The organism is Stenotrophomonas sp. VV52, assembly GCF_002893095.1.
Classification (GTDB): Bacteria; Pseudomonadota; Gammaproteobacteria; order Xanthomonadales; family Xanthomonadaceae; genus Stenotrophomonas; species Stenotrophomonas aracearum.
In genome coordinates, this window is record NZ_KZ622864.1 from 123,999 (window position 1) to 141,330 (window position 17,332).

The 17,332-nt window shown below is 67.8% G+C and carries 12 protein-coding genes; 6 read left to right on the forward strand and 6 right to left on the reverse strand.

Annotated elements, in window-relative coordinates; all coding sequences use genetic code 11:
* Positions 1-91: 91 nt before the first annotated feature.
* Positions 92-2,158: a glycoside hydrolase family 97 protein gene (locus C2U58_RS00535; protein ID WP_102944101.1), complete on the forward strand. Its 2,067-nt coding sequence runs from the start codon at positions 92-94 to the stop codon at positions 2,156-2,158.
* 168 nt (positions 2,159-2,326) lie between these two features.
* The gene (locus tag C2U58_RS00540) at positions 2,327-5,086 is read left to right on the forward strand and encodes a TonB-dependent receptor (protein WP_102944102.1); all 2,760 of its coding nucleotides are present in this window, start codon (positions 2,327-2,329) and stop codon (positions 5,084-5,086) included.
* A gap of 220 nt (positions 5,087-5,306) precedes the next feature.
* Here the strand turns inward: C2U58_RS00540 and C2U58_RS00545 are convergent, their stop codons facing one another.
* Positions 5,307-6,920: an alpha-glucosidase family protein gene (locus tag C2U58_RS00545; RefSeq protein ID WP_102944103.1), complete on the reverse strand. Its 1,614-nt coding sequence runs from the start codon at positions 6,918-6,920 to the stop codon at positions 5,307-5,309.
* A 169-nt stretch (positions 6,921-7,089) separates the two neighbouring features.
* Here C2U58_RS00545 and C2U58_RS00550 point away from each other — a divergent pair, with 169 nt between their 5' ends.
* Positions 7,090-8,088, forward strand: a complete 999-nt coding sequence (locus C2U58_RS00550) for a polyprenyl synthetase family protein (protein ID WP_102944104.1) — start codon at positions 7,090-7,092, stop codon at positions 8,086-8,088.
* Between the two features lie 140 nt (positions 8,089-8,228).
* On the opposite strand, the gene C2U58_RS00555 is transcribed toward C2U58_RS00550, so the two are convergent.
* The 4 genes from C2U58_RS00555 to C2U58_RS00570 form a co-directional block, all read right to left on the reverse strand.
* Positions 8,229-9,023: a dienelactone hydrolase family protein gene (locus C2U58_RS00555; RefSeq protein WP_102944105.1), complete on the reverse strand. Its 795-nt coding sequence runs from the start codon at positions 9,021-9,023 to the stop codon at positions 8,229-8,231.
* A gap of 89 nt (positions 9,024-9,112) precedes the next feature.
* Positions 9,113-10,522 carry a UDP-N-acetylmuramoyl-L-alanine--D-glutamate ligase gene (gene murD, locus C2U58_RS00560; RefSeq protein WP_102944106.1) on the reverse strand — a complete coding sequence of 470 codons (1,410 nt, stop codon included), beginning with the start codon at positions 10,520-10,522 and terminating at the stop codon, positions 9,113-9,115.
* The gene (murL, locus tag C2U58_RS00565) at positions 10,503-11,858 is read right to left on the reverse strand and encodes a UDP-N-acetyl-alpha-D-muramoyl-L-alanyl-L-glutamate epimerase (RefSeq protein WP_102944107.1); all 1,356 of its coding nucleotides are present in this window, start codon (positions 11,856-11,858) and stop codon (positions 10,503-10,505) included. Before murL ends, murD begins: the two co-directional genes overlap by 20 nt.
* Positions 11,859-11,899: 41 nt before the next feature.
* Positions 11,900-14,503, reverse strand: coding sequence for a bifunctional aspartate kinase/diaminopimelate decarboxylase (locus tag C2U58_RS00570; protein ID WP_102944108.1), 2,604 nt, complete (start codon positions 14,501-14,503; stop codon positions 11,900-11,902).
* A gap of 139 nt (positions 14,504-14,642) precedes the next feature.
* On the opposite strand from C2U58_RS00570, the gene C2U58_RS00575 reads away from it, so the two are divergent.
* A complete protein-coding gene (locus C2U58_RS00575) occupies positions 14,643-15,518 on the forward strand; it encodes a PhzF family phenazine biosynthesis protein (RefSeq protein WP_102944109.1) in 876 nt (291 codons plus the stop codon).
* A 114-nt stretch (positions 15,519-15,632) separates the two neighbouring features.
* Here C2U58_RS00575 and C2U58_RS00580 read toward each other — a convergent pair whose 3' ends face one another.
* Entirely contained in the window at positions 15,633-16,064 is a 432-nt protein-coding gene (locus C2U58_RS00580) for an OsmC family protein (protein WP_070206635.1), read from the reverse strand.
* A gap of 282 nt (positions 16,065-16,346) precedes the next feature.
* On the opposite strand from C2U58_RS00580, the gene C2U58_RS00585 reads away from it, so the two are divergent.
* Together C2U58_RS00585 and C2U58_RS00590 are read left to right on the forward strand one after the other, a co-directional pair.
* Positions 16,347-16,745 carry an HU family DNA-binding protein gene (locus C2U58_RS00585; protein WP_070206701.1) on the forward strand — a complete coding sequence of 133 codons (399 nt, stop codon included), beginning with the start codon at positions 16,347-16,349 and terminating at the stop codon, positions 16,743-16,745.
* 262 nt (positions 16,746-17,007) lie between these two features.
* Positions 17,008-17,316 carry a DUF3861 family protein gene (locus tag C2U58_RS00590; protein ID WP_102944110.1) on the forward strand — a complete coding sequence of 103 codons (309 nt, stop codon included), beginning with the start codon at positions 17,008-17,010 and terminating at the stop codon, positions 17,314-17,316.
* Positions 17,317-17,332: the final 16 nt, after the last annotated feature.

The window sequence follows — 17,332 nt, forward strand, 5'->3', positions numbered from 1 at the left end:
CGCTTGCATACGTATTCATGGCCTGGCGCGGTGATGCGGCGGACCGCGTGGCTATAGTCCGGGGCAGGTTCCGGCTGCCCTGGGAGGGGAAATGCCTTTGGTTGTTGCGTTGCCGCGCGCGTTGCGTGCGCCCCGTCCGCTGGCCTGGCTGGCCGTGTCGTTGTTGTTCTGCGCGGTGGCTGCGCAGGCCGAGCCGGTCACCGTGGCCAGTGCCAGTTCGCCCGGCAAGGTGCTGAAGGTGTCGCTGCAGCTCGACGGTGGCAACCCGAGCTACCGGGTCGAGCGCCTGGGCCAGACCGTGGTGGCCGAGTCGAAGCTGGGCTTCCAGCTGCGCGACGGCCGCCTCGACCGCGACCTGGAAGTGCTGGGGCAGGACACGCGCAGTGTCGACGACACCTGGGAACAGCCGTGGGGCGAACGCCGCAGCGTGCGCAACCACTACAACGAAGTGACCGTGCAGCTGGGCGAACGCAGTGGCGCCAAGCGCCGGCTGGACGTGGTGTTCCGCATCTACGACGACGGCTTGGGCTTCCGCTACCACTTCCCGCAACAGCCGGGCCTGCGCGAGGCGATCATCGACGACGAGCTGACCGAATTCGCGATCGCACCCGAATCGACCGCCTGGTGGATTCCCGCCGGCGAGCCGATCCACTATGAGTATCTGTACCAGCGCACCCCGCTGGACCAGGTACCGCTGGCACACACGCCACTGACCCTGCGCAGCCGCGACGGCCTGCACGTGGCGATCCATGAAGCCGCGCTGGTCGACTACGCCGGCATGTGGCTGCGCCGTACCGACGGCCAGCGCCTGCGCGCGCAGCTGTCGCCGTCGGCTGAAGGCTGGAAGGTGCGCCGCACCCTGCCCTTCAGCACGCCGTGGCGCACCCTGCAGATCAGCGACCAGGCCGGCGGCCTGGTCGAGTCCAACCTGATCCTCAACCTCAACGAGCCCAACGCGCTGGGCGATGTGAGCTGGTTCAAGCCCTCCAAGTACCTGGGCGTGTGGTGGTCGATGCACCTGGACCAGGAAAGCTGGGCTACAGGCCCGAAGCATGCCGCGACCACAGCGAAGACGAAGAAAGTGATCGACTTCGCCGCGAAGCACGGCTTCCGCGGCGTGCTGGTGGAAGGCTGGAACCCGGGCTGGGACGGCAACTGGGTCGGCAATGGCTACGACTTCGACTTCACCCGGGCCACCCCCGACTTCGACATCGACGCGCTGTCGGCGTACGGGGCGAAAAAGGGCGTACACCTGATAGGCCACCATGAAACCGGCTGTGCGATCGAGCATTACGAAGACCAGCTCGGCGCGGCGCTGGACCTGTATGCACGGTTGGGCGTGGACTCGTTCAAGAGCGGCTACGTCTGCGACGACGGCCAGGTCGACCGGCGCAACCCGGCCGGCGGCCCGCTGTGGCGCGAGTGGCACGACGGCCAGTTCATGGCCCGGCATCACCTGAAGGTGGTGCAGGAAGCGGCGAAGCGGCACATCGCGGTGAACCCACACGAGCCGATCAAGGACACCGGCCTGCGCCGCACCTACCCCAACTGGATCTCGCGCGAAGGCGCGCGCGGCATGGAGTACAACGCCTGGGGCCAGCCGCCGAATCCGCCCGAGCACGAGGTCAACCTGGTGTTCACCCGCATGCTGTCCGGGCCGATGGACTACACCCCGGGCATCCTCAGCCTGAAGGGCCGCCACGGACAGGCCATTCCGAGCACGCTGGCCCGCCAGCTGGCGCTGTACGTGGTGATTTACAGCCCGATCCAGATGGCCGCCGACCTGCCTGAACACTATGAACAGCACCGTGAGGCGTTCCAGTTCATTGAAGACGTGGCGGTGGACTGGGACGACACCCGGGTGCTGGATGGCGAGGTCGGCGACTATGTGACCATCGCCCGCAAGGACCGCGACAGCGGCGACTGGTTCCTGGGCAGCATCACCGACGAACACGGCCGCGCGCTGCCGGTACCGCTGTCGTTCCTGGAGCCCGGTGTGCGCTATCGCGCCGAGATCTACCGCGATGGCGAGGGCGCCGATTACCAGCGCAACCCGTTCGCATTCGCGCGCGAAACCCGCGAGGTGACCAGCGCCGACACCCTGACCATCGTGCTGGCACCCGGTGGCGGCCAGGCCATCCGGTTCAGCCCCATGTAATCGCTTTCAAACCCCTGCATATCCATTGAATACGTATGCAGGGTGATTCACGCCGGAGGCGCGCTGCCTACCATAGCCACGCAGTCAACGGCCACCGCGCCATGACACCTGCGGCAACGCATCGCCGTTGATCACAACATGTTTGGCAACATTGCCTGGGAGGGGAAAATGTTGAATCGCAAGCGCAGCGCGCTGAGTATCGCGCTGGCCGTCGCCCTGACGCCGCTGTTGGCGTCGGCGCAGTCCACCACCACGTCGGGCACCGTGCCGCCGGCCGGTACCGCCGCCACCGACCTGGACACCGTGCAGGTCACCGGCATCCGCCGTGGCATCGAGAACGCCATCCAGATCAAGCAGGACGCCACCTCGGTGGTCGAAGTGATCTCGGCCGAAGACATCGGCAAGCTGCCGGATGTGAGCATCGCCGAGTCGCTGGCCCGCCTGCCCGGCCTGGCCGCGCAGCGCGTGGCCGGCCGTGCCCAGGTGATCAGCGTGCGCGGCCTGTCCCCGGACTTCGCCACTACCCTGCTCAACGGGCGTGAAGTGGTCAGCACCGGCGACAACCGCAGCGTCGAGTTCGACCAGTACCCGTCCGAACTGGTCAACGGCGTGACCGTGTACAAGACCCCCGACGCGGCCCTGGTCGGCCAGGGCCTGTCCGGCACCATCGACATGCAGACCGTGCGCCCGCTGGCCTTCAGCGAACGCGTGATCGCACTGAGCGGCCGCTACTCGAAGAACTCGCTGGGCAAGGCTGCCAACGTGGACGCCTTCGGCAACCGCTTCAGCGCCAGCTACATCGACCAGTTCGCCGACAACACCTGGGGCCTGGCGATCGGTTACGCGCACAGCGACAACCCGATCCAGGAAAACCAGGTCGGCCTGTACGAGCCGTGGACCACCGAGCAGACCGACCAGGGCAACCGCCCGGGCGTTGCGCCGGGCACCGCGTTCTCCGACGGCATCAAGGCGCTGCGCCGTACCGGCAACGCCAAGCGCGACGGCTACATGGCCACCGTGCAGTTCCGCCCGTCGAACACGTGGACCAGCACCCTGGACCTGTTCCACACCGAAGCCGAGCAGATCGACACCGCCAACCAGTTCGAGGTCAACCTCAGCAACTACAACGGCGGCTATACCCCGGGGCTGTTCATCAGCAACCCGCAGGTCAACGGCAACGGCACCTTCACCGGTGGCACCGCCAGCGGCGTGTACCCGCTGGTGCGCGGCATGTACAACAAGCGCGAAGACAAGATCGATGCGTTCGGCTGGAACAACGAGCTGACCTTCGACAGCTTCAAGCTGACCGCCGACGTGAACTACTCCAAGGCCACCCGCGACGAGCTGAACCTGGAGAACAACCTGCAGCTCACCCCGATGCCGCAGCTGGACACCATCGGGCTGACCGTCAACCCGAATGGCTTCTCGCAGATCCGCCCGGGCCTGGATTACTCCAATCCCGAAGCGCTGTACCTGACCAACACCATCTACGGCTCGGGCTACGGCAAGGTGCCGCAGGTTGAAGACCGCCTGAAGGGTGCGCGCCTGCAGGGCACGTTCAACCTGCCCGAATCGATGTCCTGGTTCCAGGACGTGGACGTGGGCGTGAACTACGCCGACCGCCGCAAGGAAAAGAACCAGGCCGAAGGCAATATCCTGCTCGGTGCGCAGGGCGACGCCAACGTCGGCAGCGACCTGCAGTACCGTCCGGTCAACCTGGGCTTTGCCGGCATCGGCTACATCCCGGCCTGGAACGTGCCGGCCGCAGTCGACCGCTACATGGTGTTCAACCCGGTCACCAACCTGGACTACCTGATCCCGAAGTCGTGGGTGGTGCAGGAAAAGACCACTACTGCGTGGGTGCGTGCCAACATCAACACCGATATCGGTGAGGTGGGCGTGCGCGGCAACGTGGGCGTGCAGATGATCCGCACCGACCAGAGCTCGCAGTCGAACTACTTCGACCGCTCGCGCCCGGCCGGCCAGGAAGTGCTGCCGATCGACGGAGGCAAGACCTACACCGACTGGCTGCCGAGCTTGAACCTGGCCTTCATGTTCCCGCACCAGCAGACCCTGCGTTTCGCAGTGGCCAAGCAGGTCGCGCGTCCGCGCGTGGACCAGATGCGCGCCGGCCTGGAGTTCGGCGTGGACACCGCCACCGGCAAGCCGGGCGGCAGCGGCGGCAACCCGCTGCTGGATCCGTGGCGCGCCAACGCCATCGACCTCTCGTACGAGAAGTACTTCGGCGAGAAGGCGTACGTGGCGGCCGCGGTGTTCTACAAGGACCTGAAGAGCTACGTCTACACCCAGTCGGTGGACGACTACGACTTCAGCAACCTGCTGGCCAACTACGTGCCGCCGCCGGGGATGATTGCGCCGGTGCAGACCATCGGTACGTTCTCGGCGCCGCAGAACGGCGAAGGCGGCACCCTGCGTGGCCTGGAACTGACCGCCTCGTTCCCGCTGGAAATGATCGCCGACCCGCTGCGTGGTTTCGGCGTGCAGGCCAGCGCGACCTTCAACGACAGCGACATCAAGATCCTGGACCCGGAAAGCGCCTCCAGCGTGGGTAGCGATCCGATCAGCCTGCCGGGCCTGTCCCAGCGTGTGTACAACTTCACCGCCTACTTCGAGCGCAATGGCTTCGAAGCACGCGTGAGCCAGCGCCGTCGTTCGGACTTCATCGGTGAAATCGGCAACTTCAACGGCAACCGCACCCTGCGTTATGTGGTGGGCGAGAACGTGACCGACGCGCAGGTCAGCTACACCTTTGCCGACAGCAGCAGCCTGCACGGGCTGACGCTGCTCCTGCAGGGCAGCAACCTGACCAACGAGCCGTACCGTACCTACGCGGGTACCAAGGACCGTCCGCTGGAATACATCGAGTGGGGCCGGACCTACATGCTGGGTGTGAACTACAAGTTCTGATCCAGGCGGTAGAGCAATACGGAAAACCCGCTGCGCGAGCAGCGGGTTTTTTGTTTGCGGGCCGGCTTGGTCGAGGACACGCATGGCGTGTCGCTACGCGACTGATGCATCCGCGGCCATGACGCGTAGGGACACGCCATGCGTGTCCGCCCTTTGCGCGGACCAAAAAAAAGGGCGGAACCCTGCGGCTCCGCCCTTCAATACCACCGGAAATCGTGAATCAGCTGCGGCGTGCGCAGTACATCGCCTGGGCCGGCAGGTGCAGCTGCGCGCCTTCCGCCTGCCCCGCATCCGGACCCGGCACGTGCAACGCGTGCCACTGCCCTTCCGGCAACGCCACCGTGGTGGCTTCAGCCGACAGGTTGAACGCCAGCAGCAGGGTCTCCTCCCCATGCGTGCGCTCGAACATCAGCACCGGCTCGGCCGTCTCCAGGAACCGGATGTCGCCCAGCAGCAGCGTCGGCATGGTCCGGCGCCAGGCCAGGAACTGGCGGAAGGCGTTCAACACCGAATGCGGGTCATGCTCCTGCACCGCCACCGCACGCACCTGGTGGTCCTGCGGAATCGGCAGCCACGGTTCGCCCGTGGTGAACCCCGCCAGCGGCGCGTCAAGCCAAGGCATCGGCGTGCGGCACCCGTCGCGGCCCTTGAAGTTCGGCCAGAAGGTGATGCCATACGGGTCCTGCAATGCTTCGAATGGCACGTCGGCTTCGCCCAGGCCCAGCTCTTCGCCCTGGTACAGGCAGATCGAACCGCGCAGCGAGCAGAGCACCGCCACCAGCAGACGGGCCAGGCGCGGCTGCGCCGGGTGGCCGCCCCACCGGGTCACCGCGCGCTCCACGTCGTGGTTGGAGATCGCCCAGCACGGCCAGCCTTCGGTCATGGTCGCTTCCAGCCGCGACACCGTGTCGCGGATGTAGGCGGCGCTATAGTCCTTCACCAGCAGCTCGAAGCTGTAGCCCATGTGCAGGCGACCCGGCGCGGTGTACTCGGCGGTGGTCGCCAGCGAGTCCTCGGCCGAGATCTCGCCGAGGCTGACCGCGCCCGGGTACTGGTCCAGCAGCCCGCGCAGGCGCTCGATGAACGGCAGGTTCTCCGGCCGGGTGTTGTTGTAATAGTGGTACTGGTAGGCGTACGGATTGTCCGCGCTGAAGCCACGGCCAAGGCGTTTTTCCAGCGGTTTGGCCGGGTTGTCGCGCAGGTCCTTGTCGTGGAAGCAGAAGTTGATCGAATCCAGGCGGAAGCCGTCCACGCCCCGGTCCAGCCAGAACTTCACGTAGTCCAGGGTCGCCTGCTGCACGGCCGGGTTGTGGAAGTCCAGGTCCGGCTGGTCGGCCAGGAAGTTGTGCAGGAAGTACTGCTCGCGGCGCGGCTCCCACTGCCAGGCCACGCCACCGAAGATCGACATCCAGTTGTTGGGCGGGGTGCCGTCCTCGCGCGGGTCGGCCCACACGTACCAGTCCGCCTTGGGATTGGTTCGGTCCTGGCGGCTCTCGCGGAACCAGGCGTGCTCGATCGAGGTATGGCTGAACACCTGGTCGATCATCACCTTCAGGCCCAGCGCATGCGCCTTGGCCAGCAGCCGGTCGAAGTCGGCCAGGGTGCCGAACAGCGGGTCCACGTCGCGGTGGTCGGCGATGTCGTAGCCGAAGTCGGCCATCGGCGAGGTGAAGAACGGCGAGATCCAGATCGCGTCCACGCCCAGCGAAGCCACGTAGTCCAGGCGCTCGATGATGCCGGGCAGGTCGCCCACGCCGTCACCGTTGGCATCGAGGAAACTGCGCGGGTAAATCTGATAGATGACGGCACCGCGCCACCATGGAGTCTGCGACATCGAGGGGCCCCCCTCCGGGCCAGAACGTACCCGACAAGCTTAGCGGGGGGCCCTTGGCGGTGGCGCCACATGCATACGTATTCACGCCCTGCCCGGCCGCCGGACGCCTTCGCGGGCGGAATACGTCCGCACCGCCTATAATTCCGCCCAAGCCTGAAAGTCAGACCGCATGACCACCATCGAAGACACCCGCCCCGCGCTGGGCCTGCCCCAGATCCAGTCGCTCGCCGCGCCCGACATGGCCGCCGTGGACGCACTGATCCGCCGCCGACTGTCTTCGGATGTCGTGCTGATCAACCAGATCGCCGACCACATCATCTCCGCCGGGGGCAAGCGCCTGCGGCCGATGCTGGTCATGCTGGCCGGCCACGCGGTCGGCCGGGCCGGCCCGGAGCACCACCAGCTGGCGGCGATCATCGAGTTCATCCACACCTCGACCCTGCTGCACGACGATGTGGTCGACGAGTCCAGCCTGCGGCGTGGCCGCAGCACCGCCAATGCACTGTGGGGCAATGCGCCCAGCGTGCTGGTGGGCGACTTCCTGTACTCGCGCAGCTTCCAGCTGATGGTGGAACTGGACCGCATGCCGGTCATGCAGATCCTGGCCGACACCACCAACCGCATCGCCGAAGGCGAGGTGCTGCAGCTGCTGCACGTGCATAACCCGGATACGGACGAGGCTGCGTACCTGCGCGTGATCGAGCGCAAGACCGCGGTGCTGTTTGCCGCCGGCACCAGGCTGGGCGCGCTGGCCAGCGGCGTGGACGCGGCCACCCAGCAGGCCCTGTACGACTACGGCATGCACCTGGGCTACGCGTTCCAGATCGCCGACGACGTGCTGGATTATTCGGCCAATGCCGACGAGCTGGGCAAGAACCTGGGCGACGACCTCGCCGAAGGCAAGGCCACCCTACCGCTGATCCACGCCATGGCCCATTCCGACCCTGCCACCCGCGAGCGCCTGCGGGACATCGTGCAGAACGGCGACGCCGGGGCGATGCCGGAAGTGCTGGCTGCGATCCATGCCACCGGCGGGCTGGAGTACAGCCGCACGCGTGCCGAGGAATACGCCGTGGCCGCCGAGCGTGCGCTGGACGGGCTGGCCGACAACGATGCGGTGGCCGCATTGCGCGGCCTGGCCAGGTACGCGGTGCAGCGCTCGCATTGATCGATCGCTGCCGGCATTGGCCGAAATCGCATTGACGCGTAGTGCCGGCCGCCGGCCGGCTCTGCACGATGCCGTCACCGCGTGGAGCCGGCCGGCGGCCGGCACTACGGTTTCCGTTGTTCCGGTTTTCCGGATTCCGATTACCGCTTGTCGAACAGGCCTTCGAAGAACGTATCCAGGCTCTTCCACGCCCGCTTCGCCGCACGCTCGTTGTACACGCAGCCCGGCGGGCTGTTGGCGTCGGCTTCGGCGAAGCAGTGCACCGCGCCGCTGTAGTTGGTGAATTCCCAATCCACCTTGGCTGCGTTCATTTCCTGCTGGAAACCGGCGATGTCTTCCGCGCTGACGCTCTTGTCGTCGGCGCCGTTGAGCACCAGCACCGACGGGTGCGTGTCACCGGCCTTGGCCGGCAGCGGCGAACCCAGACCACCATGCAGGCTGACCACGCCGGCCAGCGGCGCGCCGGCACGGGCCAGCTCCAGTACCGTGGTGCCGCCGAAGCAGAAGCCCACCGCGCCGATCTTCGAGGCATCCAGCGGCGCATTGCCGGCCTGGGCCTTGAGCACCTCCAGCGCTTTCAACGCGCGGGCGCGCAGCACCGGGCGGTCGTTGCGCAGCTTGGCCGCCACCGGGCCGGCCTCGGCATCGGTCTTCGGGCGCACGCCCTTGCCGTAGACGTCGGCGACCAGCACCACGTAGTCGTCGCCCGCCAGCTGTTTGGCCTTGGCGATGGCCGAGTCGTTCACGCCCTTCCAGTTCGGCACCATCACCAGTCCGGGGCGCTTGTCGTTGTCTTCGCCGTCGTAGACCAGCACGCCACTGAAGGTGGTGCCTTCATGCTGCCATTCGACCGGCTTTGCCTGCATCGCGGCCACCGCCGGCAACGCCGTCATGCCCAGTACCAGTGCCGCACCCCACCGCCATTGCTGCTTCATGCGCCTGCTCCTTCGGGGAAAGGAACATGTAACCACATGCGATGTGACGCCCGGTAGAGCCACGCCCTGCGTGGCTTCGCGGTGCCCGATCAGGCGATCCCGATCCCCGGGATCGCCGTGATCTGCTCCGGGTCGAACCCGGCCAGTTCGGCGAAATGGCGGCCGCGGGCGACGTAATCCCTATACACCCCGAAACTCGGCGCGCCCGGCGACATCAACACCACCCCGCCCTGCCCGCCCAGCGCGGCGCAGGCCAGCCGCACCGCTTCATCCAGGTCGCCTGCCGCATGCAGGCCGAACCGGCCAGCATCGGCCAGCGGCTGCAGCATCGCGTGGATGCGCGGGCCATTGGCGCCCATGGTCACGATCTCCACCGGCGGCACGTCGTGCGCCATGTGCGCGACGAAGTCCTGCCAGTCCAGCCCCCGGTCGTGCCCGCCCACCAGCAGCGCGATGCGCTGGCCGGCGAAACACTCCAGCGCAGCCAGGCTGGCGTGCGGGGTGGTGCTGATCGAATCGTTGACGAAACGCAGGCCGTCACGCGTGCCGATGGTCTGCAGCCGGTTGGGCAACGGGCGGAAATCCTGCACCGCCGGGGCCAACGCCACCGCGTCCAGGCCCAGTGCTTCCAGCGCGGCCAGCACCGCGCACAGGTTGCCGCGGTTGTGGCGGCCCGGCAACGGCGTGTTGGCGGTGTCGAACACCGCCTGGTCGCCGCGATACACGATCTCGCCGCGCATGTGCCAGCCCTGCGGCTGGTTGAACCAGACCACTTCGCTGCGCGGCAACGACAACCCGGCCAGGTGCGGATCCGCCGCATTGAGCACGGCGATCCGCGGCGCCGCGTCGGTCACCAGCGCCAGCTTGTCCTCGATGTAACGCGCTTCGCTGCCGTGCCAGTCCAGGTGTTCGGGGAACAGGTTCAGTACCACCGCCACCTGCGGGTGCGCGCCACTGCGCGCCACCTCGCCGGTCTGGTAGCTGGACAGCTCCACCGCCCAGTACGCCGGTGCCGGCTGCGGATCGAGCACTTCCAGCAGCGGCAGGCCGATGTTGCCGGCCAGCCCGGTGCGCGCCCCGGAGGCGCGCAGCAGGTGCGCCAGCAGCGAGGTGGTGGTGCTCTTGCCCTTGGTACCGGTCACGCACACGGTGTCGCGCACCGTGCCGTCGGCATCCGCGTGCTCGGCAAACCACAGCGAGGTGCCGCCGATGAACTGCGTGCCACGCGCGGCGGCGGCCAGCGCAGCCTCGCCATAGGGGCTGATGCCCGGCGACTTGATCACCACCTCGAACCCGGCCAGCGCATCGCCGCTCACGTCCGAACGCACCTGCAGCGCGCTGCCGGCTTCGGCACGCGCAGCGGCGGCCTCGGCCTCGGGGCAGAACAGGGTCAGTTCAAGCGCGGGCAGGCGTTGCCGAAGAACCGAAAACGCCGCACGTCCTTCGCGCCCCCAGCCCCACAGCGCAACCCGCTTGCCCTCAAGCTGCGAAATTCGCACGCAGGCGCTCCCAGATCGCCGCCGGAATGCGGTGCTCGCCTTCCAGCACCAGCAGCGGTTCGATCTGCAGCTCGGCGCCGTCCAGCTGCGGCTGGATCTCGTGGATGAAGCGCTTCACCAGCGCGTCCTCGTTCCATTCCGGGCGCGCGGCCAGGGTCGCCATCGCCGCCCGCGACTCGCGGCCTTCGCCCACGCACTCGAACGGCTTGTGGTCCTGGAACTCCAACAGGGCGTCGAAACCGCCGGCCTGCTCCAGATCGTCCAGCAGGTTGCGGCCAAAAATGCGCACGAGTCGGGTTTTGGGCATGAACGGAGCCAGCGCCAGGAACACGAAGTGGCACTTCGGGCACACCCCGCACCAGCGGTTCACCGGGCGCTCGCCCAGGATGTGGAAGTTGCGGTTGCAGCTGGAGAAGTGCGCGTCGTAGTAATCGGTTTTCGCGAACTGCCGCGCCACCGCCAGCTCCGACAGCGGCCGCAGCAGCGAGTAGTACTGCAGGTCGGCGGCCACGTGGCGCTGCAGGTGCTCGCCGAAGGCCTGCTCGAACGCCCAGCCCTTGGACCACTGGTGGTTCACTTCACCGGTGCCGGGGATCTGGCTGCCATAGCTGGCCGAGCGCTCGTTGGAGAACACCACCTGGTCCACGCCCTGCAGCAGCGCGGCCAGCACCATGATCGCCGAGTTCACCGCGGTCACCGGAATATGCCCGTTCCAGGCGCCCTGGCGATTGAGCTCGAACAGCTCCGGCGCCAGCGTGCGGCCAATGTTGAGCATCGGCAGGCCGGTGCGCTCGGCGCAGGCGCGGATCAGCTGCGAACCGCCGATCCAGGTCACCGTCTCGGCGATGCCCAGCGTGCGCAGCGCTTCGATGCTGACCAGCGAATCCTTGCCGCCGCCGATGGCCACCAGCGCATGTTCGCGCAGGCCCACCGCGGGTGCGGCGACCGCTTCGCCTTCCACCGGCAGGCGGAACCGCCCGCGCAGGTTGAGGCCGTTGCGGTAGGCAAACTCGCCCAGGCCGTTGAGATACACCATTTCCACCAGCGCAGCGGTGTCGGCGTCGACCGTGTAGCTGTCGATCCGCACCTGCTCCGGCACGCCGGCCTTGTAATAGCTGACGCCCGCGATCAGGTGCAGCAGGCGCAGCGCGCGCTGCACCGCCTCGGCACGGGCCCCTTCCAGCACGAACGGTGCGCCGGGAATGGTGACCGTCTCGACCAGCTCCGGGCCGTTGTCGAAGGCGTAGACCAGCTGCGCCACGCCGGTGTCCGCGGCAAGGTCGCAGCGGACGAAGCGGAAGCAGGCAACCTGGTGTTTATCGAATGCAGCAGTCATGGTGGGTCCGGTGGGGCATGAGGGAAAACAGCGGGCGGCGCTCAGGGCACATCGTCGATGACGTCCTCGCGCGGCAGCTCCCGCTGGTTGTAGGTGTTGGCCATGACGTAGCCGTAGGCGCCGGCATCGGCGATCAGCATCACGTCATCCGGCGCGGTGGTGGCCGGCAGGCGGCGGCGCTTGCCGAACACGTCGCTGGACTCGCAGATCGGCCCGACCACGTCGAACATCGCCTCCGAGTACCCGCCCAGGCGGCTGAGGTTTTCGATGTCGTGCCAGGCGTCGTACAGCGCCGGACGCATCAGCGTGTTCATGCCCGCATCCAGCCCGACCCGGCGCACACCGTCCTTTTCGATCACCTGGGTGGCGGTGGTCAGCAGCACGCCCGATTCCGCCACCAGGTAGCGGCCCGGTTCGATCGCCAGCCGGAACGCCGGGTGCACGGCCTTGACCTCGGCCAGGCCCACGGCCCACGCGTCCAGGTCGAACGGCTCGTCATCGGCGCTGTACGGAATCGGCAGGCCGCCGCCGATGTCGATGGTTTCCACGCTGCCGATGCGGCGCGCGAAGCCGGCCAGTTCGTCGCACATCAGGCGCCAGTGCTGCGCGGTTTCCACGCCGCTGCCCAGGTGCGCGTGCAGGCCGACCACGCGGGTGCCCAGGTCGGTGGCCAGGCGTACGAACTCGTCCACGCGCGCGATCGGCAGGCCGAACTTGGAGTCCTTGCCGCCGGTGCGGACCTTGGCATGGTGGCCTTCGCCACGGCCCAGGTCCACGCGCAGCCACAGCTCGCGGTTGCGGAACAGCTCAGGCCAGCGCTGCAGCGCTTCCACGTTGTCCAGGGTCACGGTGACGCCCAGCGCGAACGCCGCTTCATACTCCGCACGCGGCGCAAAGCTGGGGGTGAACAGCACGCGGCGCGGCGACAGCGTCGGCAGCACGTTGAACACATGCTTGAGCTCGCCGTGCGAGACGCACTCCAGGCCGAAGCCTTCCTGCTCCAGCAGTTCCAGGATGGCCGGGTGGCTGTTGGCCTTGATCGCGTAGTAACGCTGGTCGATCGGCTTGATCGCCGCCAGCGCACGCGCACGCGCGCGGACCGTGGCCAGGTTGTACACGTAACGCGGCGTACCAGCCTGGGCCAGGTGCAGCAGGTGCTCGCGCTGCCCCCGCCACCAGGCGGTTTCGCGCGGACGGATGGTGCCGGCGATCTCGCGCCAGCGCGGGCCGAACACCTCGCCCTCTTCCACCGGCATCGCGCCGCTGTCGATCAGCTCGGCGTGCAGGATCGGCAGCAGGCCGTCGGCGTCGGCTTCGTCGATCACGAAGGTCAGGTTCAGGTCGTTGGACGACTGCGAAATCATGTGCACGCGCTCGCGCCCGAAGGTCGCCCACACGTCCGACAGCTTGTGCAGCAGCGAGCGCATGCCGCGCCCGACCAGGGTGATCGCCGCGCACGGCACGATGATCTTGACCTTGCAGATCTGCGACAGGTCGGCCGACAGCGCGGCCAGCACATCCGTATTGACCAGATTCTCGGACGGATCCAGCGACACGGTCACGTTGGTTTCGGCCGAGCCGATCAGGTCCACCGACAGCCCATGCTTCTTGAACAGGCCGAACACATCGGCCAGGAAGCCGACCTGCTGCCACATGCCAATGCCTTCCATCGACACCAGCACGATGCCATTGCGGCGACTGATCGCCTTCACCCCCGGCACCGGCGCGGCGTTGCCGTCGATGCTGGTGCCCGGCAGTTCCGGGCGCTCGGTGTCCAGGATCGCCATCGGCACGCCGGCGTCGCGGCACGGCTTGATCGAGCGCGGGTGAAGCACCTTGGCGCCGGTGGTGGCGATTTCCTGCGCTTCGTAATAGTCCAGGCGGGTCAGCAGGCGCGCGTCGGGCACGTCCTTCGGGTTGGCGCTGAACATGCCCGGCACGTCGGTCCAGATTTCCACGCGGCTGGCGCCGAGCAGCGCACCGAAGTACGCCGCCGAAGTGTCCGAACCGCCACGGCCGAGGATGGCGGTGCCGCCGTCGGCATGTCGCGAGATGAAGCCCTGGGTGATCAGCATGCGGGTCGGCTGCGCGCGGAAGCCGGCGGCCCACCCGGCGTCCGAGCGCCACTGGCAGTTCACCGACAGGCGCTGCGACCAGTCGCTCTGGTTGGGCTGCGGCGGCAGCGCCTGCAGCCACTCGCGCGCGTCCATCCAGCCGAAATCCAGGCCGCCGGCGCGCAGGTACGCGGCGCCGATGCTGGACGACAGCAGCTCGCCCTGGCCGAGCACGTCGGCCTGCCAGTCCAGCGGGCGGGTGGCCGCACGCGGGTCGTCCAGCAGGCCCTGCAATGCAGCCAGGCGCGCGTCCAGGGTGCCGGCCTCCAGCGCCAGTTCGGCCAGGAACTCGCGGTGGCGCGCCACCAGCGCGTCCACGCGGGCGCGGCTGTCGGCGGCGCCATCGGCGATCGCGGTCAGCTCATTGGTGACCCCGGACAGGGCCGAGACCACCACCAGCACGCGCGCGCCGGTTTCTTCCGCACGTTTTTTCGCCAGCTTCCCGATCGTGTCCCAGCGGTGACGACGCGACACGGAGGTGCCGCCGAACTTCAGTACGATCCAGCGATCGACAAGGGGGGAAGCTGACATGGAGGTAGGAATGGGTAGGTAGTGGGGGGATCGACCCGGCACGCCGGGCCGAACCTCTGATTCTATGCCAAGCCGCCGCCCCCGTCAGACCCGGCCGGCCTTGTTAAGCTGCCCGACCGTTCTGCCTGACCGACCTGCCATGACTGCCCGCCGCTTCCTCCAGCTTGACGTGTTCTCCCCCTCTCCCGGCGCGGGCAACCCGCTGGCCGTGGTGCTGGACGCCGAAGGCCTCGACGACGCCCGCATGCAGGCGATCGCGCGCTGGACCCGGCTGCCGGAAACCACCTTCGTGTTCGCCCCGCAGGCGCCCGGTGCCAGCTACCGGATCCGCATGTTCAGCCCGCAGAAGGAAGTGCCGTTCGCCGGCCACCCCAGCGTCGGCACCGCGCACGCGGTGCTGGACGCCGGCCTGGCCACGCCGGTGGATGGCGTGCTGGTACAGGACGGCATTGCTGGCGCCCTGCCCTTGCGGGTAATGGGCGAAGGCGCCGCGCGCAGCATCGCGATCCGCACCCCGCGCGCGGCGGTGGCGGAAGTCACCACTTCGGGCGACCCGCGCCTGCAGGCCGCGCTGGCGGGCTGGTCCCTGGGCGACCTGCCGCCGGCGCGCATGTCCGGTGGCCGCAGCTGGTGGGTGGTGGCGCTGGCCGACGAAGCCGCGCTGCGCGCCCTGTCGCCGGACTGGGACGCGGTCGCGGCGCTGGCCGAAAGCACCGACAGCATGGGCGTGTTCGCCTACGCGCGCGCAGCCGGTGGCGACTACGACCTGGCGGTCCGCGCATTCGTCGGCAACGGTCGCCGCTTTGAAGACGCCGCCTCGGGTGCCGCCAATGCGGTGCTGGCGGCGTGGCTGGACAGCCGCGATGCGCTGCCGGGGCGCGGGGGAAGCTACGTGGTCAGCCAGGGTCGCGAAGTGGGCCACGATGCGCGGCTGACGCTGCACGTGGACGCAGAAGGCGAGGTCTGGTCCGGCGGCCAGGTGCAGACCGTAATCGAAGGGACAATCACCTGGTAGAGACACGCCACGCGTGTCTTTCGGGGTATCCGGCACCACGTGGGACACGCATGGCGTGTCGCTACGCGGCCCCGTTGGTAGTGCCGGCCTCTGGCCGGCACCCCAAAACACCCGTCAGCCCAATTCGGCTTCCAGGCTGATCGGCACCGCACTCAATGCCTTGGACACCGGGCAGTTCTGCTTGGCGTCGTCGGCGATCGCGCGAAACTGCGTCGCGTCGATGTTGGGAACCACCGCCTTGACCTTCAGGGTGATCTGCGAGAGCTGCGGGCCGCCCTCCATCGACAGGTCGACCTTGGCCTCGGTGTCCAGCGAGGTCGGCACGAAACCGGCTTCGGTGAGCTTGGCCGACAGCGCCATGGTGAAGCAGCCGGCATGCGCGGCGGCGATCAGTTCTTCCGGGTTGGTGCCCTTTTCGTCGCCGAAGCGGCTGCTGAAGGCATAGCGGGTCTTGTCCAGCAGGCCGCTCTGCGGCGTGCTCAATTGTCCCTTGCCTGTCTTGAGGTCACCTTCCCAGTGCGCGGTGGCGTGACGCGAAATGCCCATCGGTTCTTCCTCTGTGGGTGAATGGCAACACCAGCCTAGACGGTCGGCCGTTAGCGCCGTGTCTGGCCGCCCTGGGCCGCGCCCCCTGGCGTTGGACCCGTCAAAACAGGGTGCAGCGACCGCATTTCCGGGCATGTCCTGATGCACTGCGGTAATCGAATTTGCAGAAAAGCCGAATTTTTATGCGTTTGCCTATTGGCGGCGCCGCATTGTTGCCCTACATTTCGCTTGCCGATGGGTTCGGCGCGACCACCCAACCAACCGATCACGGAACAGGAAACCATGGCAAAGACCGCTAAGAAGGCTGCCCCGAAGAAGGCAGTGAAGAAAGTCGCTACGAAGGCCGCCGCAAAGCCGGCAGCTCCGAAGCCGATCAAGGAAGTGCTGACCAAGTCCGGCCTGGTTGCACACATCGCAGAAGCCTCCGGCGTTGTCGCCAAGGACGTCCGCGCGGTGCTCGCCTCGCTGGAAACCGCCGTGGCCTCCTCGGTGCACAAGAAGGGCGCAGGCAGCTTCACCCTGCCGGGCCTGCTGAAGATCACCACCGTCAGCGTTGCTGCCAAGCCGAAGCGCAAGGGCATCAACCCGTTCACCAAGGAAGAGCAGTGGTTCGCCGCCAAGCCGGCCACCACCAAGCTGAAGGTGCGTCCGCTCAAGAAGCTCAAGGACGCCGCGCTGTAATCTGCGCGCTTCCTGCAGCACCCGGACGGGACGGCCTTGGCCGTCCCGTCCTCGTTTTGGGGCACCGCACAAACAGCGAAACACAGCGTTGCCAAACCCCGGCGGCACCCGGCCCGCCGGTGCAGACCCCGCCGCCACGGGCTGCACGCAGGATCCGCGCAAAAGCGGAACGCACAAGGTGGAACACTGCGTGCGGCCGCGCCTGTCGCCCCGGCCCGTCGCCACGCCTAAGGTGGACCCATCCCCCCCACAGTGCACCGCCATGGCCAGCCCCTCGCAACGCTATCGCATCACCGTTACCCCGATCGAAAAGGACGGGCTGCAGTGCAGCGGACGCTGCACCATCGAACTGGAACACCGCGCCCAGCAGGACTGGATGCGGCTGCTGGAAGTGGCCCGCCGCCAGACCGGCCTGAGCGGCGACGAGCGCGCTGCGGCGATCGTCGCCACCCAGTTGCTGCACGACCTGGCGCAGCGCTACGCCGACCAGCCCAGCCACCCGCTGACCGCACTGCAGCCGCAGCTCGACCACGTACTTGCCGCGCTGGACGGCATCCAGCGCGCGCCCTGAAGCACCGCTACACTCT

Coding starts and splice junctions, on each gene's coding strand:
- C2U58_RS00535 (WP_102944101.1), top strand. CDS start 92: ATGCCTTTGGTTGTTGCGTTGCCGCGCGCGTTGCGTGCGCCCCGTCCG.
- C2U58_RS00540 (WP_102944102.1), top strand. CDS start 2,327: ATGTTGAATCGCAAGCGCAGCGCGCTGAGTATCGCGCTGGCCGTCGCC.
- C2U58_RS00545 (WP_102944103.1), bottom strand. CDS start 6,920: ATGTCGCAGACTCCATGGTGGCGCGGTGCCGTCATCTATCAGATTTAC.
- C2U58_RS00550 (WP_102944104.1), top strand. CDS start 7,090: ATGACCACCATCGAAGACACCCGCCCCGCGCTGGGCCTGCCCCAGATC.
- C2U58_RS00555 (WP_102944105.1), bottom strand. CDS start 9,023: ATGAAGCAGCAATGGCGGTGGGGTGCGGCACTGGTACTGGGCATGACG.
- murL (WP_102944107.1), bottom strand. CDS start 11,858: ATGACTGCTGCATTCGATAAACACCAGGTTGCCTGCTTCCGCTTCGTC.
- C2U58_RS00570 (WP_102944108.1), bottom strand. CDS start 14,503: ATGTCAGCTTCCCCCCTTGTCGATCGCTGGATCGTACTGAAGTTCGGC.
- C2U58_RS00575 (WP_102944109.1), top strand. CDS start 14,643: ATGACTGCCCGCCGCTTCCTCCAGCTTGACGTGTTCTCCCCCTCTCCC.
- C2U58_RS00580 (WP_070206635.1), bottom strand. CDS start 16,064: ATGGGCATTTCGCGTCACGCCACCGCGCACTGGGAAGGTGACCTCAAG.
- C2U58_RS00585 (WP_070206701.1), top strand. CDS start 16,347: ATGGCAAAGACCGCTAAGAAGGCTGCCCCGAAGAAGGCAGTGAAGAAA.
- C2U58_RS00590 (WP_102944110.1), top strand. CDS start 17,008: ATGGCCAGCCCCTCGCAACGCTATCGCATCACCGTTACCCCGATCGAA.